Genomic DNA, 22,462 nt, shown 5'->3' on the forward strand with positions numbered 1-22,462 from the left:
CGGTCGCACACATCGAGGAGTTGTCATGACGACCCCCGCAGGCGGAACCGACCGCCACAACCCGGCAGGAGTGAAGACTCTCGCCATCCGGCTCGAACCGGACGTCCACACACAGCTGACGCTCATCGCCCAGCTGCGCGGCAGCACCATCACCGACGAGATCAGGAAAGCCTTGGCGGCGCACATCGCCAGCGTCAAGGACAGCACTGATCTGGCCTCCCAGGCCGAATCCGCCATGGCGGAGATCGAACGTGAAGCCGCCGCCCGCCGCGAAGCCATCGCCACCCTGTTCGGCACCGAACAGGCCACCGAGAAGCCCCGCGCACGAGGACGCTGACCGAGCCACAGCCCGGCAGGCGACAGCGAGCAGACCAACAAGGCCAGCCACTGTCCCTGCCGGGCCTACTCACAACAAAGCCATCTGGAAGGAGGAACCCCATGAACCACGAAACGACCCCCAGCAGCACCCCAGAGCGCGAACGCGACCCGGACACCACCCCGGCCATCTACGTCGCCTCGCTCGCCGACTACGTCAATGGCCGGCTCCACGGCATCTGGATCGATGCCACCATCGGTCCCGAAGCCATTCACCACGAGATCCAGGCCATGCTCGCCACCTCAAAGGATCCCGCTCCCGAAGAGTGGGCCATCCACGATTACGAGAACTTCGGCCCGCTGCGGCTGAGCGAATACGAGAGCATCGAGCGCGTCGCCGCCATCGCCGAGCACATCAAGGAGAAAGGGCCAGCCTTCGCCGCCTGGCTCGACTACACCGGCCTCGACCAAGAGGACTGGCACTACTTCGACGACGCCTACCTCGGCGAATACGACACCCTCGACGCCTACACCGAGCAGCTCATCGACGACCTCGGCTACGACCGCCTCCTCGACGAAGCCCTCCCCGAATCGATCCGCTCGTACGTCAAGATCGACGGCCACGCCATGGCCCAGGATCTCGAAGCCAGCGGCGACGTCTTCACCGTTGAATCCGACAGCGGCGTCTACATATTCTCCAGCCACTACTGACCCGGAATTCCGCACCGAATTCCGCCCCTCCGCGAACCGGTTTTCCGTTGTAGAATTCGCTTAAATCGTTGAATGAATTGAACGATCGGCCCATAATCATGAGTGGAGAATAACGAAATGCAAGAAGAATACGACGTACGAGGACTGGCAGACGCCATCCGCAGCCAACGCGAGAAGCTCGGCCTATCAGCAAGCGAGGTCGCCCGCCAGGCAGGCGTAGCCAAGGGCACCATCACCCGGCTCGAGCTGGGACAGATCAGCAATCCGCGCATGGACAACCTCCGCGCCATCGCGGACGTCCTGGACATTCCCCTCACTGAGCTGCTCGCCGAATCGAGCCTCCTACGGGACTCCGACCTGCCAGCCCTGGCCCCGTACCTCCGCACGAAATTCAAGGACATGCCCGAAGGCGCACTCAAAGAAATCAACGACCATTTCAGGGAGGTCGCCAAGCGCCACGGCATCCACCTCAACAACGGACCCGCCCCGGGCGAGGACGAATAACCCTCTAAAGAGCAAAGGAGAAAGCCATGACAATACAAGCAGCATCAACCACAACCGAGCGCAGCGTCCTGGCCAGCCTCCGCGCGCTCATCCCCAACCGGACCGTCACGAGCCAGAGCGAGGCCCTACGCATCGCCGAACACCAGGCAACCCGCCTTCTGGAACTCCACAGCATCAACGACGGTCCGGTCCCGACAGAACTGATCCTCGAACTGCCCAAGATCGAAATCGAACTCGTCGACGCACCCATCTCCGGTGCGAGCTTCTGGAACGGCAACGCATGGATAATCCAGATCAACAAGCACGAAAGCCACCGTCGTCAGCGCTTCACCCTCGCCCACGAGTACAAGCACATCATCGACCACAACCGCGCTGATGCCCTGTACACTGGCACCCGCGACACGACACCGCAGCAGCAGGCCGAACAGGCCGCAGACTACTTCGCCGGTTGCCTCCTAGTGTTCCGTGTCGTTAGCCCGGATCGTTCACGGGGCGGCGGCCTGATCGGCGCGTAGAAACACCGAAGTGCCCTCTGACCGGGGGAAACTTGGACTTGTCTAAGGTCCCAGGTTGCCCAGCAGAAAGCACTCGGTAGGTGAAGCGTACTCTGTGGTCGTCGGGTCTGTCCGTGTCCGCTGACGGTGTCGGCGTGGTGGCCCACTCGGGTGGCGTCGCGTTGCGTCTGATGGCGGACCGGTCCGGGCTCACGGCTGGACTGTCCAAGGCGTTGGCACGCCGTTCCTTCTCCCCGATCCACGACCGCGGCCGGGTGCTGGCCGACGTGGCGGTGATGATCGCCGGTGGCGGGGAGGCGATCGCGGACATCGATGTCCTCAGGCATCAGGCTGACGTGCTCGGCCCGGTCGCGTCGCCCCCGACCGTCTGGAGGGCGCTGGACGAGGTCACCCCGTCGCGGCTGAAGCGGATCCAGGCCGCCCGGGCACGCGCGCGCCGGCACGTGTGGGCCCAGTTCCCCGCCGGCGTGCCGGCCAGCCGGGCCGCGGGCGCCGACCTCGGCAAGGACGTGGTGGTCCTGGACGTGGATGCCACGATCGTGGTGGCCCATTCCGAGAAGGAGCAGGCCTCCCCGACATTCAAGAAGACCTTCGGCTTCCACCCGATCGGGGTCTGGTGCGACAACACCTCCGAGTTCCTCGCGGGCATGCTGCGCACCGGCAAGGCCGGATCGAACACCGCAGCCGATCACATCGCGGTCCTCTCCGATGCGATCAGCCAGGTCCCCGCCGCCTATCGCAGGCGCCTGCTGATCCGCTCCGACGGCGCCGGGGCCTCCCACCGCCTGCTGGACTGGCTCACCGAGCAGGGCAGGGTCCGCGGGCGCAGCCTGGAGTACAGCGTGGGGTTCGCGGTCACCGAGCCTATCCGCCACGCCATCGCCAACGTCCCCGAACAGATCTGGACCCCGGCGCTGGACGCCGACGGCGGGGTGCGCGAAGGCGGCGACGTCGCCGAGCTCACCGGGCTGCTCGACCTGGCCGCGTGGCCGGAGGGGATGCGGATCATCGTCCGACGCGAACGCCCCCACCCGGGCGCGCAGCTGTCGCTGTTCGAAGAGGCCGACGGCTGGCGCTACCAGGCCTTCGCGACCAACACCACGAGCGGACAGCTGGCGTTCCTGGAGGCCCGCCACCGGGCCCACGCCCGGGTCGAGGACCGCATCCGCCACGCCAAGGACACCGGCCTGGGCCGGTTCCCGTCCCGCGAGTTCGCCATCAACCAGACGTGGCTGGCGCTGGCCGGCATCGCGGCGGACCTCGTGGCCTGGACCAGGCTCGTGGGAATGGTCGGAGACGCCAAGGTGCTCGCCGCCTGCGAGCCCAAGGCACTGCGCTATCGATTCCTGCACGTCCCGGCCCGCCTCACCCACGGCGCCCGCCGTCGACGGCTGCGGATCCCGGAGACCTGGCCTTGGGCAGCAGCGATCGTCGCGGTCTTCGCCAACATCGCCGCCATCCCACAACCAGCCTGAACGAACCTGTCCGCCCACGACCCGAGGAACCCGGAGAACCGCCAACCGGCAGCGCCAGCCGGCGCTCCCATGCACCCAACGGACGACGTCCAAGCACTCAGCCCCGATCAAGACATATAGCCCCGCACCCGACCCGACTCGTGAAAGACCGAGGTTAGTTCCTGAATGGTTGATGCGCTGGGAGAATTGGCTATGGCGAATTCTCCGGCTGCTGCATTGCGTCTGTTCGAGGGTGACGAGCCGGAGCTGCGGCGGTGGATGCGCGCGACCACGGTCCGGGCGGGGCTGGTGAAGCGGGCGCGGATTGTGCTCCTGGCGTCGGAAGGCGTCGCGAACACGCGGATCGCCGAGCTCGCCGGCGCCTCGGTGGTGACGGTGCTGAAGTGGCGGTCCCGGTACGAGGAAGCGGGGATCGCCGGCCTCGATGACGCGGAGCGTTCGGGGCGCCCGCGGGAGCTGGATCACGCCGAGATCGTGGCGACGACCCTGACTCCGCCGCCGAAGAAGTATGGGGTGACGCACTGGTCCTCGCGGCTGCTCGCGTCGCACCTGAAGGTGGGCAATGCGACGATCGCGAGGGCGTGGCGCGAGTACGGGGTGCAGCCCTGGCGGTCGGAGACGTTCAAGTTCTCCACCGACCCCGAGCTGGTGGGCAAGGTCACCGATGTCGTCGGGCTGTACCTGGCGCCGCCGGAGAACGCGATCGTGCTGTGCGTGGACGAGAAGTCGCAGATCCAGGCACTGGACCGGACGGCGCCGATGCTCCCGATGCGGCCAGGCGACGCGGAGAAGCGCACCCATGACTACACGCGGCACGGCACGACGACACTGTTCGCCGCGCTCGAGATCGCGACAGGGCACGTCACCGGGGCGGTCAAGCCGAAGCACCGCAGGCAGGAGTTCCTCAGCTTCCTCCGACAGCTCGATCGCGCATACCCCGAGGTCGAGCTGCACCTGGTGATGGACAACTACGCGACCCACAAGACCCCGGAGGTCAAGGCGTGGCTGGAGAAGCACCCTCGCTTCCGCGTGCACTTCACCCCGACCTCGGGGTCGTGGCTGAACCTCGTCGAGGTCTGGTTCGGGATCATCGACCGCCAGGCAATCCGCCGCGGAATCTTCACCAGCGTCAAAGACCTCAACGCCAAGATCCGGCAATTCATCACCGGCTGGAACGACCGCAAACACGCCTTCGTCTGGACCAAGACCGCCGACGAAGTCCTCAAGAAGGCGAACCATCAGCCAACTTCAGAAACACGACACTAGTCCCCAAGAAACTCCTCAAACGCGCCTACTACGGCGGCATCCAGCGCGTCTCCGATCTGGCCGAAACCTTTCAGGTCTCAGAGACGGCCACGGCTGTCCGGCTCCGACAAACCGGCATTCTCGACCCCGCACCGCGCTGCACCCCGCGAAGCACCCCCTTCTCACGGGCTTGGCAGTACCGCACGACCAAAGCCACCCGAGCCCAAGGAGTCTGACATGACCGGAGAAGAGATCGAGAGCCTCCGGCCGCGCAGGGCCGTGCTGTACCTGCGCGTGTCAAGCAAGAAGCAGACCGAGACCGCCATCGACATCGACAAGGACGGCAACTCCATCGCCACCCAGCGCGACGTCTGCGAACAGAAGGCAGGCGACCTTGGCGCCGAGATCCTCCAGGAATTCGTCGAGCCGGGCGTCTCAGCCCAGACCATCGAGAAGCGGCCAGTCTTCAAGGACATGATGGAGTTCTTGGCTGAACACCGAGACGTCGACTTCGTGATTGTCTACGCCCGCTCCCGTGCCTTCCGCAACTTCGTTGACGCCGCGATCACCAAACGACACCTCGACAAACTTGGCGTGAGGCTCCTCTCGGCCCGGGAAGACTTCGGCGAAGGCACCTACGCCGAAGCCATGGAAGCGGTCACCGACATCATGAACCAAGTCCAGAACCAGCTCAGCGGCGAGGACATCCGCATCAAGATGCGCAACAAGGCCATCAACGGCGGCACGATCGGGCGCGCGAAGCTCGGCTACCTAAACGTCCGAAAGGACATAGAAGGCAGGCTGATCAATACAGTCGAACTCGATGAGACGCGAGCCCCTCTGATCTTGAAAGCGTGGGAGCTCTACGCCACCGGCGACTACACCCTCGATCGTCTCGAAGACGCGATGGCGGACTTGGGGTTGACTACCAAAGCCACGGCGAAGTCTCCTGAACGGCCCGTGACAGCCGCTAAGTTCCACCAGATGCTGCGCGACCCCTACTACGCCGGCTATGTCGTCTACAAGGGCGATGTCTACCCTGGCAGGCACGAGCCGATCGTGGGACACGATCTCTTCGAACGCGTCCAAGAGGTTGCAGACCTACGCAGCCGCAGAGGGCAGCGCGATCGAGTCCACCACCACTACCTCAAGGGGCAGCTCTACTGCCAACGATGCCACGAGAACGGGCAACTCAGTCGCCTTGTCTTCACAGAAGCGATCGGAAGTGGAGGCACCTACCAGTACTTCGTATGCCTGCAACGGAAGCACGGGGCATGCGACCTGCCCTATTTAGCCGCAGATCGCGTCGAAGACGCACTCGTAGATCACTACAAGGCCCTGCGCCTGCCGACCAACTTCCTCAATGACCTGCGAGATCGTGTTGACGAGGCGCTAGCCAACGAACAGGGAAGCATCAAGGAGGTCCACGCACGGATCAATCGCCAGCTCAAGGAACTTGAGACTCAAGAAGAACGGCTCATCGACCTCGCAGCCGACGGGCTACTCCCGCAACATAAGATCCGCGCCAAACTACACGAGATCCAGTTCCAGAAGACCAAGGCCCGTGACAGCCTCGCGACCACCTCGGCCGAGCTGACCGTAGGCGGCCACGTCTTCCGCACGGCGCTCGACCTCATCAAGGACCCGAGCGGAATATACGAGCGACTCACCGATCGTGTCCGGCGGCTGATGAACGAAGCCCTCTTTGAGCGGATCTACGTCAACGAGCGTCCGACGGTCTCAACGCGGATGGCCTCGCCTTTTGCGGACATCTACGCCGCCAAGGCCGTCTGGGAGGCCCCAGGCGCGCCCAGGGGCGGCGAGGCGACCACAGGCCAAACAGAAAGGCGCCCCCGCGATGCGGGGGCGCCAGAATCGGTTTCTCTGTTCGGCGTCTATTCGACCAATGGTTCGAATAAGACACCTATGGTGGAGGTAAGGGGATTCGAACCCCTGACCTTCTGCATGCCATGCAGACGCGCTACCAACTGCGCCATACCCCCGTGGAGCTGAGGGGACTCGAACCCCTGACCCCCTGCATGCCATGCAGGTGCGCTACCAGCTGCGCCACAGCCCCGAAAGTCGTTTCCGCACGCTGCGAGAGGGACCCGAAGATCCCTTCACCCCGTCCGGAGCAACTCGTCCATCTTAGAGCCTCGCTGCCCGTCCGCACAAATCGCGCGGACCCGGCCACATGCCGTCGTACGTCAGCCTTCCTCGAGGGTGACGGGCACGGGCAGCGTGCCCGCGTTGTGCTCGCCGAGGCGCCACCGCAGTGTGCCGTCGCCGGCCGGGCGGCGCTCCTCGAGGATTGACCACGAGCAGTTCGAGAGGCCGGAGAGGGCGCCCCACAGCCCGTGCGGCAGCCCGAGGAGGTGGGCGAGGCCCACGCGGATCGCCCCGCCGTGGCTCACCACGACGAGCGTCCCGTCTGCGGGCACGTCGCCGAGGGCACGGTCCACCGCATGGTGGACGCGCGCGGCCACATCGAGCCGTGTCTCCGCACCGCCCGCGCGGGTGTGCACGTCCCCCTCCTCCCACAGGTGCAGGGCATCGGGGTCCATCGCGCGGATCGCGTCGAACGTGTGGCCCTGCCACTGCCCGGCGTTGGTCTCGCGCAGCCCCGCATCGACGGACACGGGCAGCCCGGTGACCGAGGCGAGGGTGTCCGCCGTCGAACGCGTCCGGGCGAGATCCGAGGAGACGATCGCGTCCGGGCCGAGCGAGGCGAGGCGCCGCGCGGCGAGGGCGGCCTGCCGGTGGCCCTCGTCGTTGAGCGGGATGTCCGTCTGCCCCTGGAAGCGTCCGGCGGCATTCCAGTCCGTACGGCCGTGCCGCCAGAAGACGATGCGGCGGCGTGGAGCCGCCTCCACGGGCCTCAGCCCACGGCGGAGGCGGCCGCCCCCGCATCGTCGAGGCCCAGATCCACCGCCGGGCAGTCCTTCCAGAGGCGCTCGAGCGCGTAGAAGGCGCGGTCCTCGCTGTGCATCACATGGACCACGACGTCGCCGAAGTCCAGGAGCACCCAGCGGCCCTCGGAACGGCCCTCGCGCCGCACCGGGCGGCGGTCCAACTGGACGATGAGCTCGTCCTCGATGTTGTCCACCACGGCGTTGACCTGGCGTTCCGTCTCCGCGGACGCGATGACGAAGATGTCGGTAATGGCCAGACGCTCACTCACGTCCACGGCCACAATGTTCTCGGCCAGCTTGTCCGCCGCGGCCTTGGCGGCCGTCCGGGCCAATTCGATGGCCGTCTCTGTTGCGCTCACTCTTCTCCTTGGGAGGCTCTGCTTCGCCGGGCTGTGTTTCGCCTCACGGCTACTTGCCGCCCAGCACGATCATGATGATGGCCACGATGAGGGCCAGGACGCCCACGGCACCCACGCCGAGAAGGATCAGGCGCTCCCGCTCGGCACGTCCGGCGCCGGTCTGCGCCGAGTTGAGGGGGTCGAGTCCGTGGGCGCTGCGCGCGGATACCGGCGCCCCCTCGGGCATCTCCGGGCGCCCCTGCGGCACCGGAGGGGCCTGCCGGACGGTCTTGCCGGTCACCACGGGCACGTGGGTTGTGGTGGGCGGCTTCATCACCGGGTGTGGCACGCCGGGCAGGCGCACGAACTCGAGGGGGGTGACCATCGCGAGATTGTCGGTCGCCGCGGGCGCGGGCGCCTTGCGCGGAGGTGCCGCAGCTTCGCGGCGAGACTCCTCGGCGAGCCGCTGCTTCGCCTGGGCGCGGCGGTTCAGGACCGCGGCGCGCTCTGCCATCGCAACCTGCTCCGCGAGCACGGCCGGGTCGACCTCGGTGCCGTTGGCTCCGCGCTGGGCATCGAGCATCGCGGCCTGGTTCTTGGCCTGCTCCTTGAGCAGCTCGCGCGCGGCGGCGATCTGCTCGTGGCTGAGCTTGCGGAAGGTGCCCGTCTCCGGCCCCAGCGCAGGTGTGACGGTCAGGCCGGTCGGGATGATGCCCTGCATGGCCGTGGGCGGTGCGGGATCGACCCCGGGGACCGGATGGCGGCCCGGGGCCGGCTCGCCGGTGGGCGCGGGAATGACGGGCAGCGCATTCGCTGCCGGTGCGTGGCCGGGCGCCCCGCCCTGCCCCTGTGACGGGGTCTCGACCGCGGGGAGCTTGCCCGTCTCCCGCTCGCGGATGGAACGCCTGGTGGGCAACGCCTGCTGCACGGTCTGTGCGGCCTGCTCCTTCTCCGCCAGCTCGCGCAGGACGCGCTGCGCCGCCCGATCCCGTGCTCGGGCCTGCGAGCTGCGCTCCCCGTGGGGATGGTCGCCCTCGCTCTGGCGGTCCCGGCGCGATCTCAGCGGCGCCGCCTGCGCGCCCGCGCCGCCCGGGCCGGACGACGGCGTCGCCTCGGCACGCGCTGCCGCCTCCGCCGCGCTGTGGGCCGCCGCGAGCGCGGCCAGCCGCTCCCGCTCGGCGGCTGCCTCTGCCTCAGCACGCCCGCGCGCCTCCGCGGCCGCCTGCTCCGGCGTCAGCCGCGTCTGGTCCGCGGAGCCGAGTGCAGCCTGCGCGAGTCGGCGCTCGCGCCGGCTCGTGATCGGCTTCTCCTCGTTGCTCATGCTTGGCTCACCGCACAGCGGCCGCTGTGCTCCCCGCCTCTCCGTGCTCGTCCTTCTGCCTGCTGCTGTCCTCGATGCAGTCCTCTCCGCCCCCGCCGCGATACAGGCCGTACTTGGCGATGTACTGGACCACCCCGTCAGGCACGAGGTACCAGACCGGTTCCGACACGGCGACCCTGGCCCTGCAGTCGGTCGAGGAGATCGCCATGGCCGGGACCTCGAGAAGGCTCACGTCTTTGCGCCCGAGATCGTGCAGCTCGTGCCCCGGGCGCGTGACCCCGACGAAGTGCGCCAGCTCCCACAGCTCGTCCACGTCCTTCCAGGAGACGATCTGCTCCATGGCGTCCGCGCCCGTGATGAAGTACAGGTCGGCCTCAGGGCGCAGGCGCCGCAGGTCGCGCAGGGTGTCGATCGTGTAGGTGGGACCCGGCCGCTCGATATCCACCCTGCTCACCGTGAAGCGGGGGTTGGACGCGGTCGCGATCACCGTCATGAGATAACGGTGCTCCGGGGCGCTGACCTTCCGCTTGGACTTCTGCCACGGCTCCCCGGTGGGCACGAAGACGACCTCATCGAGCTTGAACTTCGAGGCCACCTCGCTCGCAGCGACGAGGTGCCCGTGGTGGATCGGGTCGAACGTTCCACCCATGACACCGAGGCGGACGCGGCGTCCGCTCTCGCGCTGGTCTGCCGGGCCCACGGCGAGAGGGCTCAGTGGCCCTGACCGCGATCGTGCTTGTTCGGGTGCTGCCGATGCGGGTCGGCGTGCTCGTCGACCGCCTCGTGGCGGCGCCCCAGGTTCGTGTAGGAGACCGTGACGAACATGAGCACGAGGAAGATCGCGAAGATCGTCCCACCGATCACAAACGGCGGGGCGATGAGCGGCGCGGGCTCCTCGTGGCCTGCGGCCTCCCCAGCGATGTTGACTGCGGTGCTGATCAGCGTTGCCAGCATGGTCTCCCCTTCAGTTCGTGGCTCGGTCCCGAGCTCGGTTCGGAGCTCGGACGGTGCGCTGCGGACGCAGCGCCATGGCTGGGTTTCATCCTACCCCGGCGGCTCAGCCGCGGACCTGTCCCTCGCCCTGCACGATCCACTTCGTGGTCGTGAGTTCGGCAAGGCCCATCGGGCCCCGGGCATGGAGCTTCTGCGTGGAGATGCCCACCTCGGCTCCGAGCCCGAGCTCGCCGCCGTCAGTGAAGCGCGTCGAGGCGTTGACCATGACCGCCGCCGAGTCGATCTCCGCGATGAACCGCTCCGCGTTGGCCAGGTCGTTCGTGAGAATCGCCTCGGTGTGCCCGGTGGTCCACCGGCGGATGTGGGCGATGGCCTCGTCGAGGCCGTCCACGGTGGCGACGGCCAGCTCGAGGTCCATGTACTCGGTGGCCCAGTCCCGGTCGGTTGCTGCCTCCGCGCTCACGCCCTCGGGGAGTGCCGCCATGGTGCGCCCGTCGACGTGCAGGCGCACGCCGCGCTCGGCGAGGGCGCGGGCGACGGCCGGCAGGACGGTCGAGTCCTTGTGGACCAGGACCGTCTCGACCGTGTTGCACACGCTCGGGCGCTGCGTCTTCGCGTTGACCAGGATGTCCACTGCCATCTGCTCGTCCGCGCTCGCATCGACGAAGATGTGGACGTTCCCCTCGCCGGTCTCGATGACCGGGACGGTCGAGTTCAGCACGACGCTCTGGATGAGCTCGCGACCGCCGCGAGGGATGAGCACGTCGACGCGTCCACGGGCCTTCATGAGCACGTTGCCGCCCTCGCGGCCGTAGGCGTCGACACTCTGGACGGCGTCGGCGGGCAGGCCGACCGAGTCCAGCGTGTCCCGTAGGACGTCCAGGAGCGCCGCGTTCGTGTGGGCCGCGGCGCTGCCGCCGCGAAGGATGACGGCGTTGCCGCTCTTGAGGGCAAGGCCCGCGATGTCGACGGTGACGTTGGGCCGGGCCTCGTAGATGGCGGCCACGACGCCCATGGGCACGTTGACCTGGCGGACCCGCAGCCCGTTGGGCAGGGTCTGCCCGCGGACCACGTTGCCCACGGGGTCGGGCAGGCCCGCGAGCGTCTCAAGTGCGTCCACGAGCCCGTCGATCCGCGCGGGCGTGAGGGCGAGCCTGTCCAGGAGCGCCTTGGAGGTGCCGTTCTCGCGCCCGGCCTCGAGGTCCTTCGCGTTGGCGGCGAGGATCTGGGCCTCCTTGGCCTTCAGCGCGGCCCCGATGGCACGGAGCGCGCGGTCCTTCCATGCCCTGTTGGCGCGTGCCATGACGCGCGACGCTGCCCTGGCCCGGTCTCCGATCGCGTGCACCGCCGCCTCGACCTCCGCAGGCGCGAGCGGCGGCTGCACGGCGGCCACGGAGGCCGGATCCATGGCAGCGGTGTGCTCGGCGTGTACTGTGTCAGGCGCAGCGGCGCGCGCGGTGTCAGTCATGCCTCAAGTCTACCGAGAGGCGCGTTCCCGCCGCGCGGTGGCCTCCGTCGCGTGTGCAGTCGCGTCACACGAGGACGAGGTCGTCGACGTGCACGACGACGCGCTCGTACTCGGGCCCGAGCTCCTTGCCGAGCTCCTTCGTGGACCGCCCCAGCATGGCCGGCAGCTCGTCCGCGGAGAAGTTCACGAGTCCGCGGGCAACGACGCGGCCCGCCTGATCGGCGATCTCCACGGGATCGCCCGCCTCGAAGTCGCCCGTGACGGCCGTGATCCCGGCGGGCAGCAGCGAGCGGTGACGCTGCGCAACGGCACGGACGGCGCCGTCGTCGAGCGTCAGGGTGCCGCGCACGGCGGCGAGGTGTTCAAGCCACAGGAGCCGGACCGGTTTGCGCCGGCCGCTCACGCTGAACCAGGTCCCGACGTCCTCGCCGGCGAGCGCGCGGGAGGCGGCCGCCGTCGAGGTCACGAGGGCGGGAATGCCGGAGCTCGCCGCGATGCTGGCCGCCTCGACCTTGGTCGCCATGCCGCCCGTGCCCACTCCGGCCTTCCCGGTGCTGCCGATCTGCACGCCGTCGAGGTCGCCCGAGCCGCGGACATGCTCGATCCGGACACCGCCCTCGGAGGGCGGCCCCGTGTAGACGGAGTCGACGTCGGAGAGCAAGACGAGCGCGTCGGCGTGGACGAGGTGCGCCACAAGGGCCGCCAGGCGGTCGTTGTCGCCGAACCGGATCTCGTGGGTCGCCACCGTGTCATTCTCGTTGACCACCGGCACGACGCCGAGGTGGAGGAGCTTCTCGAGCGCACGGTGGGCGTTCTTGTACTGGGTGCGGCGGACCAGATCGTCCGCGGTAAGGAGGACCTGGCTGACGGTCACGCCGTGCGCCCCGAAGGCCTGCGTGTACCGCGCCATCAGGAGCCCCTGGCCCACGCTGGCGGCCGCCTGCTGGGTCGCGAGGTCCCGAGGACGGCGGGCGAGGCCCAGCGGCGCGAGACCGGCGGCGATCGCCCCGGACGAGACGAGCACTATCTCGGTGCCGGTGTTCGCCCGGTCGGCGAGGGAGTCCACGAGCGCGGCGAGGGACTTCTCGGAGATGCCGCCGCGGATGGTCGTCAGCGACGAGGAGCCGACCTTGACCACGATGCGCCGCGCCTCGGGCAGCCACTCCCGCCCCCTCACGCGCGCCTCAGAGGTCATCGTCATCGGCCCACTGCCCCTCGGCATCCTCCTCGCTCGCGAGCGCGTCGCGCTCGGAGGCACGACGACGCTGTGAAGATTCGGTCCAGATCCCCGCCCGGCGCTCCGCCTCGAGCTCGTCGCGGGCAGCCGCCCTCGACGCCTTGCGGTCCTCGTACTCCTCGCGCTTCTGGGCGCGCGTGGGACGCTCCCAGTCCGCGAGGCGCAGGTCGGTGCCGCGGGGGCCGGTGAGGACCTCGGCGCCGGTCATCATGGTCGGCTCCCAGTCGAACACGACCGCGTCGTCCTCGCCGATCACCACAGTGTCGCCCGGCTTGGCCCCGACCTTGAACAGCTCATCCTCGACCCCGAGCCGGTTGAGCCGGTCCGCGAGGAAGCCGATGGCCTCCTCGTTGGCGAAGTCCGTCTGCTTGACCCACTTCTCGGGCTTGTCGCCGAGCACGCGGAAGAGCGGCTCGAGGTTGCGCTCCTCGCGGCGGATCTTGAAGCCCGTCTCGTTGACCGCGCGGGGACGCAGGACGGCGGGGGCCACCTTCGGCGGCGCGGCCTCGACGGCGTCACGGGCCGCCTGGACGACCTCGGCCATCGCGAACCCGAGCGCCTTGAGTCCCGCATGGCTCGTCGCCGAGACCTCGAACACTCGGTAGCCGCGGCGCTCGAGCTCCGGGCGCACCATCTCGGCCATGTCCTTGCCGTCGGGAAGGTCAGTCTTGTTCAGTGCCACAATCTTGGGGCGCTCGTTGAGCGGTACCGCCTCGCCGTCCACCCCCGCATAGCTCATGTCCACTGCGTACTTGGTGAGCTCGGCCTCGATGACGTCGAGGTCGTCGAGCGGGTTGCGCTCCGCCTCGAGCGTGCCGCAGTCCAGCACGTGCACGATCGCCGCGCACCGCTCCACGTGGCGGAGGAAGTCATGGCCGAGCCCGCGCCCCTCGCTCGCGCCCTCGATGAGCCCGGGCACGTCGGCGATGGTGAAGCGCACGTCGCCGGCCTGGACCACGCCGAGGTTCGGGACGAGAGTCGTGAACGGGTAGTCGGCGATCTTGGGCCTCGCGGCGGACATCGCGGCGATCAGGCTGGACTTGCCCGCCGAGGGGTAGCCCACGAGTGCGATGTCCGCGATCGACTTGAGCTCGAGGACGACGTCCCGCTCATCGCCGGGGATGCCCAGCAGGGCGAAGCCCGGCGCCTTGCGCTTCGCGGACGAGAGCGCGGCGTTGCCGAGCCCGCCCTGGCCGCCGGCCGCGGCGATGTACTCCGTCCCGTCGCCCACGAGGTCGGCGAGGACCTTGCCGTCCCGCGACTTCACGACGGTCCCGTCCGGCACCGGGAGCACGAGAGTCTCCCCGGTGTGCCCGGCGCGCCAGTCGCCCATGCCGGGGCCGCCGTTCTGGGCGTGCCGGTGCGGCGAATGGTGGTAGTCGAGCAGCGTGGTCGTCTGGTGGGAGACGCGCAGCACGACGTCGCCGCCGTTGCCGCCGTTCCCCCCGTCCGGGCCGCCGAGAGGCTTGAACTTCTCCCTCTTGACGGAGATGCAGCCGTGGCCGCCATTCCCTCCCGAGACGTGCAGGACGACACGGTCGACGAAGCTCGCCACTTCATTCTCCTTTGGTCTACGGGTCTGACCCGATTCTAGACAGCAAAGGGTGGAGCGGACCTTTCCGGTCCACTCCACCCTGATGCTGGGTGCGTCCGCTACGGACGCTGAACGCTGTGCTTAGGCGGCGACGATGTCGACGACGCGGCGGCCCCGACGCGAGCCGAACTGCACGGCACCGGCGGTGAGGGCGAACAGGGTGTCGTCCTTGCCGCGGCCCACGCCGTTGCCCGGGTGGAAGTGCGTACCGCGCTGGCGGACGATGATCTCGCCGGCGTTGACGGTCTGGCCGCCGAAGCGCTTGACGCCGAGGCGCTGCGCGTTCGAGTCGCGGCCGTTGCGGGTGGAGCTTGCGCCCTTCTTATGTGCCATGAGCTATGCCTCCCTGAGGAATTCTTGAGACTGACGTGGGACCGACGCGACTCAGGCGTCGATGCCGGTGATCTTGACCTTGGTCAGCTCCTGGCGGTGGCCCTGGCGCTTCTTGTACCCGGTCTTGTTCTTGTACTTCTGGATGACGATCTTCGGACCGCGCAGGTCCTCGAGGACCTCGGCCGTGACCTTCACCTTGGCCAGCTCCTTGGCTGCCGAGGTGACCTTGTCGCCATCCACCAGGAGGAGGGCGGGCAGCTCAATGGTGCTGCCGGCCTCACCGGCCACGCGGTTGAGGGTGACGAAGTCTCCGACGGAAACCTTCTCCTGACGGCCGCCGGCGCGGACAATCGCGTACACCACTGGGGAACTCACTTCTCTCGACGATATTTCTAAAAGCTCTTTGCGCGCGGCGCCCGGCGTCCGTGCCCTGCACGGCGCGTCAGGCGCCCAACTGTGCTTTCTGCCGTGAGCCCGCGAGGGGAATCCCTGGGAGTGAAAACCCAAGTGACGGCGCAAGCACCGAGGATCAAGAATACGCTAGTCCCGCGCCCAGCCGCAAATGAGCCGGAGCGCAGGAGTATCGATGCCGATCCTGGGACAATTCCGGGCCAAGCCCGGCGAGCACGCCCGTCCAGTCTAGCCCAACGAACACGGCCGGCGCGTCACGCGAAGCGGCGCGGCGCGTCGAAGAACTCGCGCTCGTAGACCGACGAGGCCATGAAGGCCTCGCGCATCGCCTCGCGCTCGCCCGAGGACGCCCGCTGTCCGGCCATATCCGTGTACGCGATGGCCCGGCGGGTCGCCGCGGCAAACCGCTCGTCGGCATATGTGCCGATCCACTCCGCGTAGGGGTGGGCGGCCGCGTCGGGGCGGGCCGTGTGGCGGGAGTGCAGCGAGGCGCCGACCTCCGCGTAGATCCAGTAGCAGGGCAGCACGGCCGCGGTGAGGACCGCGTAGCTGCCGGATGCCGACGCCGCGAGGAGGTGGTCCACATAAGCCTTCGTCACGGGCCCCGCTCCGCCGGGAGGCCGCCCGGGCGAGCCGACGGCGCCGGGCGAGCCCGCGGCGTCGTGCGCCACGACCGGGTGCCGGGAGAGCCACGTCCGGTGCAGTTCGGCCTCGACCTCGAGGCATGCGTGTGCCCCCTCGGCCCAGAAGAGCTGCTCTTCCTCGCTCGGGGCGAGTGCGCTCACGCGGGCCAGGGCGCGCGAGTAGCCGTTGAGGTAGATCGCGTCCTGAGTGAGGTAGTAGGCGAAATGCGCCTCCGAGAGGGTGCCCCCGTCGAGCTCGGCGATGAACGGCAGCGCGTCGATCTCGGCCCGCACCTTGTCCGTGTCTGCCCACAGCGAGTCCGCGAACTCGCCCGGCGCGAGCGGCACGGCCGCCGCGGCATGGTGGAAGTGGTGCACCGGCCCATGGCCTCGGCCCACCTCGAGCTGGCCCGAGGCCTCGAGCGCGCCGTGCAGCCAGTCCTTGACCACGGCCAGCGAACGCGGCCAGTCCCCCGTCCGCGCCTGCACCGTCGCCAGGGCCGATGAGAGCGAGCAGCCGGTCCCGTGGGTGTTCGGGGTGTCGACGCGACGGCCCGCGAGCTCGGCGAGCACCGGGCCGTCTCCGTGCCGTGCGTCCACGAGCGCGTCGGGGCAGTCGTCGCCCTCGAGGTGGCCGCCCTTGACGAGCACCGCGGCGCCCGTGCGCTCGGAGAGCCTGCGGCCCGCCTCGAGCGCCTCCCCCCACGTCGCAGGAACAGGCTCCTTGAGGAGCGCCGCGAGCTCCGGCAGGTTGGGCGTGAGGAGGTCGGCCTTGGCCAGCAGGCCCGCGAGTGCCTCCTCGGCGTCCTCGGCCAGGAGCCGGTCGCCGCTCGTGGCGATCATGACGGGATCGAGCACGACGACGGGCGGCCGGGTCCGCTCGAGCCACTCACCGACCGTGCGGATCACCGCGGCGTCGCCGAGCATGCCGATCTTGACTGCGTCGATCTCGATGTCGCCGCCGACGGCGTCGAGCTGGGCTGCGAGGAACTCCGCGGGCGGGGTGTGCACCGCCGTGACGCCGCGCGTGTTCTGCGCGGTGAGGGCGGTGATGGCGGCCATGCCGTAGCCGCCCATCGCCGCGATGCTCTTCAGGTCGGCCTGGATGCCGGCCCCTCCCGAGGGATCGGAACCGGCAATGCTCAGGACGCGCGGGATCCGGGCTGCGCGGGGCATCCTTCTACAGCTCCGACGCCGGGACGCCCACGCCCAGGATGAGCGGGCCGCCGTCGTCCGGCGGGGTCTGCTTCTCCTGCTGCGGCGCGGGTGCGCTGGCGGAGCGGGTCTGACCGCCGACCGCGCCGCCCGAGGCGTCCACGCGGGTCACCTCCGCGGAGCCCTGGCCGCTGCGTGCCCCCCGTCCCCGGCGCCGTCGGCCCGCGCGCGGCTCGGCCTCTCCCGGCGTGTGGCGCTCCCCCGTGAGCTCGTCGAAGGCGTGGCTGAGGGCATCAAGGCTCAGGACGGGCTCCGGGGCGGGCGGCTCGTGGACCGCATCCCCGTGCGGGAGCTCGATGCGCTCTCCGCCGATGGTGAGCACGGCCCGCGCCGCGTCCCCATGCCCCGTGTCCGCGACAGGCGCGTGGGTCGCCTCCGCTCGGGCCGCCGGCGCGGCCGCTGCGACCGCCTCGGCCACGGACGCCTCGGTGGGCTTTTCCTCCTGGTGCGCGGCCTCCCCGCGTGCAGGCTCCGCAACGGCCGGAGCCGCGGGAGCGCCGGCGGCCGGTGCCGCCATCGCCTTGGCGGCGGCAGCCTCGTCGTCGTGCACGTGGGCGGCGTGCGCCGCGGCCGCGACCGCGGCAAGCGCGGCGCGGGTGGCCTGGGCGCGGGCCTGACGATCGGGGTCGTCCACGGCGGGCGCGGCCGGGACCGGTGCCGCGGCCACGGGGCGGCGTCCGTCGGGCTGCTGGCCGTTGCCGCGGCGGCGCCGCTTGCGCCCGCCCGCAGCGGGGCTCTCAGTGCGGGCCTGCTGGTGCTCCGGCGCCGGCGCCGAGGGTCGGCTGCCGCCGCGCTCCACCGGCTCATCGTGGGTGATGACGCCGCGGCCGGCACAAACCTCGCACGTCTCGCTGAAGACCTCGAGGAGGCCCGTGCCCATGCGCTTGCGGGTCATCTGCACGAGACCGAGCGAGGTGACCTCGGCCACCTGGTGCTTGGTGCGGGTCGCGCCCGAGGCACTCGACGAGGCGGCGCAGGACGAGGTCGCGGTTGGACTCGAGCACCATGTCGATGAAGTCGATGACGATGATGCCGCCGATGTCACGAAGCCGCAGCTGGCGGACGATCTCCTCGGCGGCCTCGAGGTTGTTCTTGGTCACCGTCTCCTCGAGGTTGCCGCCGGAGCCGGTGAACTTGCCCGTGTTCACGTCGACGACCGTCATGGCCTCGGTGCGATCGATCACGAGTGAGCCGCCGGAGGGCAGGAACACCTTGCGGTCCAGCGCCTTGTGGATCTGCTCGTCGACGCGCCACTGGGCGAAGATGTCGTCGTCGCCCTGGTACTTCTCGAGGCGGCCGAGGAGGTCAGGGGCCACGTACGTCACGTAGGCCTCGATGGTGTCCCATGCCTCGTCACCCGAGATGATCAGCTTCGAGAAGTCCTCGTTGAAGACGTCGCGGACCACCTTGATGGTCAGGTCAGGCTCGCCGTAGAGCAGCTCCGGGGCGAGGACCTTCGTGGATGACGCCTGGCTCTGGATCGACTCCCACTGGGCGCGCAGCCTGTTGATGTCGTGCGTGAGCTCTTCCTCGCTCGCGCCCTCCGCTGCGGTGCGGACGATCACGCCGGCGTCTTCGGGAAGGTGGTCTTTGAGGATCTTCTTCAGGCGCGCGCGCTCGACGTCGGGCAGCTTGCGGGAGATGCCCGTCATCGACCCGCCGGGAACGTAGACGAGGTAGCGGCCGGGCAGCGAGATCTGGCTCGTCAGGCGCGCCCCCTTGTGGCCCACCGGGTCCTTCGTGACCTGGACGAGGACCGAGTCCCCCGACTTGAGCGCGTTCTCGATGCGACGCGGGGCCCCGTCGAGGCCTGCAGCGTCCCAATTGACCTCGCCGGCGTACAGGACCGCGTTGCGCCCGCGGCCGATGTCCACGAAGGCCGCCTCCATGGAGGGCAGCACGTTCTGGACGCGGCCCAGGTACACGTTGCCAATCAGGGAGTCCTGCTGCGTCTTGGACACGAAGTGCTCCGCGAGGACGCCATCCTCGAGCACCGCGATCTGAATGCGGTCCTCCTTCTGGCGGACCACCATCTGCCTGTCCACCGATTCCCGGCGGGCCAGGAACTCGGCCTCGGTGATCACATGCCGCCGGCGGCCCGACTCGCGGGACTCGCGGCGGCGCTGCTTCTTCGCCTCGAGCCGCGTGGAGCCCTTGAGGCTCTGCACGCGGGTGCTCGTCGACTCGGACGGCGTCCGAGGCGCACGGACCCGGGTGACCGTTCCGGGGGGATCGTTGTCGAGACCGCCCTCGAGCTCGAGGTCCACCTCGCCGCGGCGGCGGCGACGACGACGGCGGGACGTCACGCCCTCCGCCTCGCCCAGCTCACTGTCCTCGGCCGGCTCGGAGTCTTCGCCCTCCTCGCCGGCGTGGTCCTCGCCCGATTCGGCGCCGCGGGCAGGGCGGCTTCGGCGTCCGCGGCCACGCCGCCGACGGCGGCCGGTGAGCTCCGTGTCCTCGTCCTCCTCCTGCTCCTCCTCGTCCACAGGCTCCGCAGCGGGGGCGGGGCGGACGATCGCGCTCAGGTCCGGGGCCTGGAAGATCATCGAGGTCGGTGAGATGGCCTCGCTGAAGAGCGCGGTGAAGCCGCTCTGGGGCTGGTCGGCGTCCTCGGCCGTGCTGGCGGCCTCCTCCTGAGCGGGTGCCCGCGGGCCCTCGACGGCGGCCGGGGCACTCTCCTCCCGGGGGGACCTCCTGCGCGGGGCCTTCTCTGCGGCGGGCTGCTCCAGGGCCGCCTCGCGCACGACGCCGCGCGGTTCCGCGGGCGCCTCGGCCGGGCTCTCTGCGGCTTCCGGGCGGGCCACAGGCTCGGTCGGGGCGGCGGCGGGCGCCACCTTCGCGGGCGCCTCCGCGGTCTCGGTCTTCCCCGAGGCCCGGCGCCGCGCGCGGACCGAGCTCTTGGCGCGTGACGCGGCAGGCTGCACCTCGAGAGGCTCCTCGGGTGCGGATGCCTCGACCGGCTCCTGCGGTTCGGGGAGCCGCGTGTCTGCCTTGACCGCCGCCGCGCGGGCGGACGTGCGCCGCCGCGAGCGCCCAGCTGCGGGCTTGTCCGCAGTGTCGGGCACCGTCTCGGGGGCCGCATCGGAGGGGGACTCCGCCGGTGCCTCGCCAGCCGAATTCGACTCCGCGACGTCTGCATGCGCGGCCGCGTCCTTGGCTGTCGTCGTCTTCCGGCGGCTCCGCGTTGCCTTCTTCGGCGCGGCGGGTGCCATCTCGCCGTCGGAGGCTGCAGCGTCCGCGCCGGCGGCGCCGTCGGTCACGCCGGAAGCCCCGGCGCCGCCGGACGCCGCAGCGCCCGTGTTCGCCACGGGCGCACCCGCGGGTGACGACGCGCTGCGCCGACGGGCGGTGCGGCGGGGGGCCTTCTCCTGCTCTGCCGGCTGCTGCTCCGCCTGGGCCGCGTCCTGTCCTGCCTCGGTGGCCGCGCCTGGCGCCTGCTGTTCCATATCCATCTGTGCGTACTCCAAAGCCGCCCCGTCCGCCCCCACATACGGCGGTCGTGGCGGCGCCACGTGTCGGCACCCGCAGGCGCCGACAAAAGTCAGTTCGGTGCCGGCGCGGCCACGCCGCGCAGACCGGCGTCGCGTCCAACCCGCCGCCGGTCGAAGCCGGGCAGGTGCCGCTCTGGCCCAGGGTACCTACAACGGGATCTGTGGATCCGGTCGGAGCCTGAGCCGGCGGTCTTCTCGCTGAGCGCCGGACCGGGCACTGCATGTGGGTCAGTGTCCGGCCACTGGCATTGTCTCATATGGCCTCCTCCCACGGCTTCCCGACGAGCCCGGTGGCGGGCGCCGGGATGCCGGCACGGGACACCAGCGACCATCCAGATGCGCCGCCTAGAATCGAACTCATCCGGCCAAGGAAGGACCTCCATGACCCCCCAGACCAGCGCGAGTCGGCCCAGTGCAGCTTCCCCGGAGGCGCCTGCCGAGGAGCACCGGCCCCATCCGATGTCGCGGACGCGGCCATTCGCCTGGCTGCTGCTCGTCACGAGTGTGGTCGGCTGGCTCGCGTCGGGCGAGCTCGTCCTCGAGAAGCTCGAGAAGCTCATCAACCCCGCCCACACGACGATCTGCGACTTCAACCCGTGGATCTCGTGCGGCGAGGTCATGAGCACGTGGCAGAGCTCGCTGTTCGGGTTCCCCAACATGTTCATCGGCATCGTCGCGTTCGCGGTGACCACCACCGTCGCGATGGCGCTCCTGGCCCGGGCCGCATTCTCCCGCTGGTTCTGGGTCGGGCTCCAGGTGGGAGTCACCCTCGGCTTCGTGTTCGTCGTGTGGCTGTGGAGCCAGGCGCTCTACGCGATCGGTATCCTGTGCCCGCTGTGCATGGTCGTGTGGGCCATGATGATCCCCATGTTCGTGTGGACTACCATCCGCAACCTCGAGCACGGCGTCATCCCGGCACCGCCCGGGCTCACGCGCGCCCTCGCGGACTGGGGATGGGCCATCGTGGCCCTGCTGTACGTCGGAGTCATCGCCTCGATCTTCTTCCGCTTCCTGCCCATGTTCGTCCCCTCCACCATGTAGCAGCCCGTCCCGCCCCTCCGGCCCCGTCTCGGGTACGCGAACCCACCGCCCGCCGGCGTCTCGGGTACGCGAACCCACCACCCGCCGGCGTCTCGGGTACACGTCTTCGCCTCGTGGGGCATCGCGGGTACGACGGCGGCCGGTGCCTTCCGCGAGGAAGGCACCGGCCGCCGTCGTACGCGTTCCCGAGACGCTCGGGGAGCGCGATTCGCGTACCCGAGACACGCTGGGGACGAGATATGTGTACCCGAGACACGCTGGGGACGAGATATGTGTACCCGAAACGTCTCAGGCGGGGAACCAGATCGCGATCTCCCGCTCCGCCGACTCGGTCGAGTCCGCGCCGTGGACGAGGTTCTGCTGGACCTTCAGGCCCCAGTCGCGGCCGTAGTCGCCCCGGATGGTGCCCGGGGCGGCCGTGGTCGGGTCCGTGGTGCCCGCGAGGGAACGGAAGCCCTCGATGACCCGCTCTCCCTCGAAGATCGCCGCGACCACGGGCCCGCTCGCCATGAACTCGAGGAGCGGCTCGTAGAAGGGCTTGCCCTCGTGCTCGGCGTAGTGCTTGGCGAGGAGGTCGCGGCTCGGCGTCAGCTGCTCCAAGGCGGCGAGGCGGTAGCCCTTGGCCTCGACGCGGGCGAGGATCGCCCCGGTGAGGCCGCGGGAGACGCCGTCCGGCTTGACGAGGACGAGGGTGCGTTCAGTGGTCACAGGTACTCCTGGGTGAAGTCGGCTGGTTTCCAGCCCAGTCTACTGATCAGG

The 22,462-nt window shown here is 69.6% G+C and carries 19 protein-coding genes, 2 tRNA genes and 2 pseudogenes; 8 read left to right on the forward strand and 15 right to left on the reverse strand.

The genetic code is table 11. The features are described 5' to 3' along the window. Positions 1-25 precede the first annotated feature (25 nt). The 7 genes and pseudogenes from SCMU_RS11330 to SCMU_RS20995 all read left to right on the forward strand — a co-directional run. Positions 26-337, forward strand: coding sequence for a YlcI/YnfO family protein (locus SCMU_RS11330; RefSeq protein ID WP_229229273.1), 312 nt, complete (start codon positions 26-28; stop codon positions 335-337). Positions 338-438: 101 nt separating this feature from the next. Beyond that, positions 439-1,026 (forward strand): antirestriction protein ArdA, encoded by a 588-nt coding sequence (locus SCMU_RS11335; RefSeq protein WP_229229274.1) that lies wholly within the window; start codon positions 439-441, stop codon positions 1,024-1,026. A 117-nt stretch (positions 1,027-1,143) separates the two neighbouring features. Then, entirely contained in the window at positions 1,144-1,530 is a 387-nt protein-coding gene (locus tag SCMU_RS11340; protein ID WP_229229275.1) for a helix-turn-helix domain-containing protein, read from the forward strand. A gap of 26 nt (positions 1,531-1,556) precedes the next feature. Beyond that, positions 1,557-2,045 (forward strand): ImmA/IrrE family metallo-endopeptidase, encoded by a 489-nt coding sequence (locus tag SCMU_RS11345; RefSeq protein ID WP_229229276.1) that lies wholly within the window; start codon positions 1,557-1,559, stop codon positions 2,043-2,045. An 80-nt stretch (positions 2,046-2,125) separates the two neighbouring features. Next, complete coding sequence (locus tag SCMU_RS11350; RefSeq protein ID WP_229229277.1) at positions 2,126-3,520, forward strand: IS1380 family transposase; 1,395 nt, start codon at positions 2,126-2,128, stop codon at positions 3,518-3,520. 192 nt (positions 3,521-3,712) lie between these two features. Continuing rightward, a complete protein-coding gene (locus SCMU_RS11355) occupies positions 3,713-4,786 on the forward strand; it encodes an IS630 family transposase (protein ID WP_371829592.1) in 1,074 nt (357 codons plus the stop codon). 216 nt (positions 4,787-5,002) lie between these two features. Beyond that, a pseudogene (locus tag SCMU_RS20995) lies at positions 5,003-5,854 on the forward strand (recombinase family protein); the annotation flags it as partial. Between the two features lie 838 nt (positions 5,855-6,692). On the opposite strand, the gene SCMU_RS11365 reads toward SCMU_RS20995, so the two are convergent. From SCMU_RS11365 to SCMU_RS11430, 14 genes and pseudogenes are all read right to left on the reverse strand, one after another. Then, positions 6,693-6,768, reverse strand: a tRNA-Ala gene (locus tag SCMU_RS11365). Position 6,769: 1 nt separating this feature from the next. After that, positions 6,770-6,842: transfer RNA gene (locus tag SCMU_RS11370), tRNA-Ala, on the reverse strand. A 130-nt stretch (positions 6,843-6,972) separates the two neighbouring features. Next, entirely contained in the window at positions 6,973-7,638 is a 666-nt protein-coding gene (locus tag SCMU_RS11375) for a histidine phosphatase family protein (protein ID WP_229229279.1), read from the reverse strand. 5 nt (positions 7,639-7,643) lie between these two features. Continuing rightward, on the reverse strand, positions 7,644-8,036 hold the full coding sequence (gene rsfS / locus SCMU_RS11380; RefSeq protein WP_229229280.1) for a ribosome silencing factor: 393 nt from the start codon (positions 8,034-8,036) through the stop codon (positions 7,644-7,646). A gap of 49 nt (positions 8,037-8,085) precedes the next feature. Continuing rightward, positions 8,086-9,336, reverse strand: a complete 1,251-nt coding sequence (locus SCMU_RS11385; protein WP_229229281.1) for a hypothetical protein — start codon at positions 9,334-9,336, stop codon at positions 8,086-8,088. A gap of 7 nt (positions 9,337-9,343) precedes the next feature. Next, positions 9,344-10,036, reverse strand: a complete 693-nt coding sequence (gene nadD, locus SCMU_RS11390) for a nicotinate-nucleotide adenylyltransferase (RefSeq protein WP_274602845.1) — start codon at positions 10,034-10,036, stop codon at positions 9,344-9,346. 11 nt (positions 10,037-10,047) lie between these two features. Next, positions 10,048-10,290 (reverse strand): hypothetical protein, encoded by a 243-nt coding sequence (locus tag SCMU_RS11395; RefSeq protein ID WP_229229282.1) that lies wholly within the window; start codon positions 10,288-10,290, stop codon positions 10,048-10,050. 103 nt (positions 10,291-10,393) lie between these two features. Beyond that, positions 10,394-11,698: a glutamate-5-semialdehyde dehydrogenase gene (locus SCMU_RS11400; RefSeq protein ID WP_371829668.1), complete on the reverse strand. Its 1,305-nt coding sequence runs from the start codon at positions 11,696-11,698 to the stop codon at positions 10,394-10,396. Between the two features lie 124 nt (positions 11,699-11,822). Then, entirely contained in the window at positions 11,823-12,959 is a 1,137-nt protein-coding gene (proB, locus tag SCMU_RS11405; protein WP_443020132.1) for a glutamate 5-kinase, read from the reverse strand. After that, positions 12,943-14,550 carry a GTPase ObgE gene (gene obgE / locus SCMU_RS11410; RefSeq protein ID WP_229229283.1) on the reverse strand — a complete coding sequence of 536 codons (1,608 nt, stop codon included), beginning with the start codon at positions 14,548-14,550 and terminating at the stop codon, positions 12,943-12,945. Before obgE ends, proB begins: the two co-directional genes overlap by 17 nt. Positions 14,551-14,670: 120 nt before the next feature. Next, positions 14,671-14,922 (reverse strand): 50S ribosomal protein L27, encoded by a 252-nt coding sequence (rpmA, locus tag SCMU_RS11415; RefSeq protein ID WP_189692723.1) that lies wholly within the window; start codon positions 14,920-14,922, stop codon positions 14,671-14,673. A gap of 51 nt (positions 14,923-14,973) precedes the next feature. After that, positions 14,974-15,285, reverse strand: coding sequence for a 50S ribosomal protein L21 (gene rplU / locus SCMU_RS11420; protein WP_443020308.1), 312 nt, complete (start codon positions 15,283-15,285; stop codon positions 14,974-14,976). 302 nt (positions 15,286-15,587) lie between these two features. Continuing rightward, a complete protein-coding gene (locus SCMU_RS11425) occupies positions 15,588-17,132 on the reverse strand; it encodes a bifunctional hydroxymethylpyrimidine kinase/phosphomethylpyrimidine kinase (protein WP_229229284.1) in 1,545 nt (514 codons plus the stop codon). Between the two features lie 4 nt (positions 17,133-17,136). Then, positions 17,137-20,383 (reverse strand): annotated as a pseudogene (locus SCMU_RS11430) (Rne/Rng family ribonuclease). A 660-nt stretch (positions 20,384-21,043) separates the two neighbouring features. Here SCMU_RS11430 and SCMU_RS11435 point away from each other — a divergent pair. Then, positions 21,044-21,703, forward strand: coding sequence for a vitamin K epoxide reductase family protein (locus SCMU_RS11435; RefSeq protein WP_229229286.1), 660 nt, complete (start codon positions 21,044-21,046; stop codon positions 21,701-21,703). 288 nt (positions 21,704-21,991) lie between these two features. Here the strand turns inward: SCMU_RS11435 and ndk are convergent, their stop codons facing one another. Beyond that, positions 21,992-22,411: a nucleoside-diphosphate kinase gene (ndk, locus tag SCMU_RS11440; RefSeq protein ID WP_229229287.1), complete on the reverse strand. Its 420-nt coding sequence runs from the start codon at positions 22,409-22,411 to the stop codon at positions 21,992-21,994. Between the last annotated feature and the right edge of the window lie 51 nt (positions 22,412-22,462).

Origin of the sequence: Sinomonas cyclohexanicum (assembly GCF_020886775.1) — a bacterium.
Classification (GTDB): Bacteria; Actinomycetota; Actinomycetes; order Actinomycetales; family Micrococcaceae; genus Sinomonas; species Sinomonas cyclohexanicum.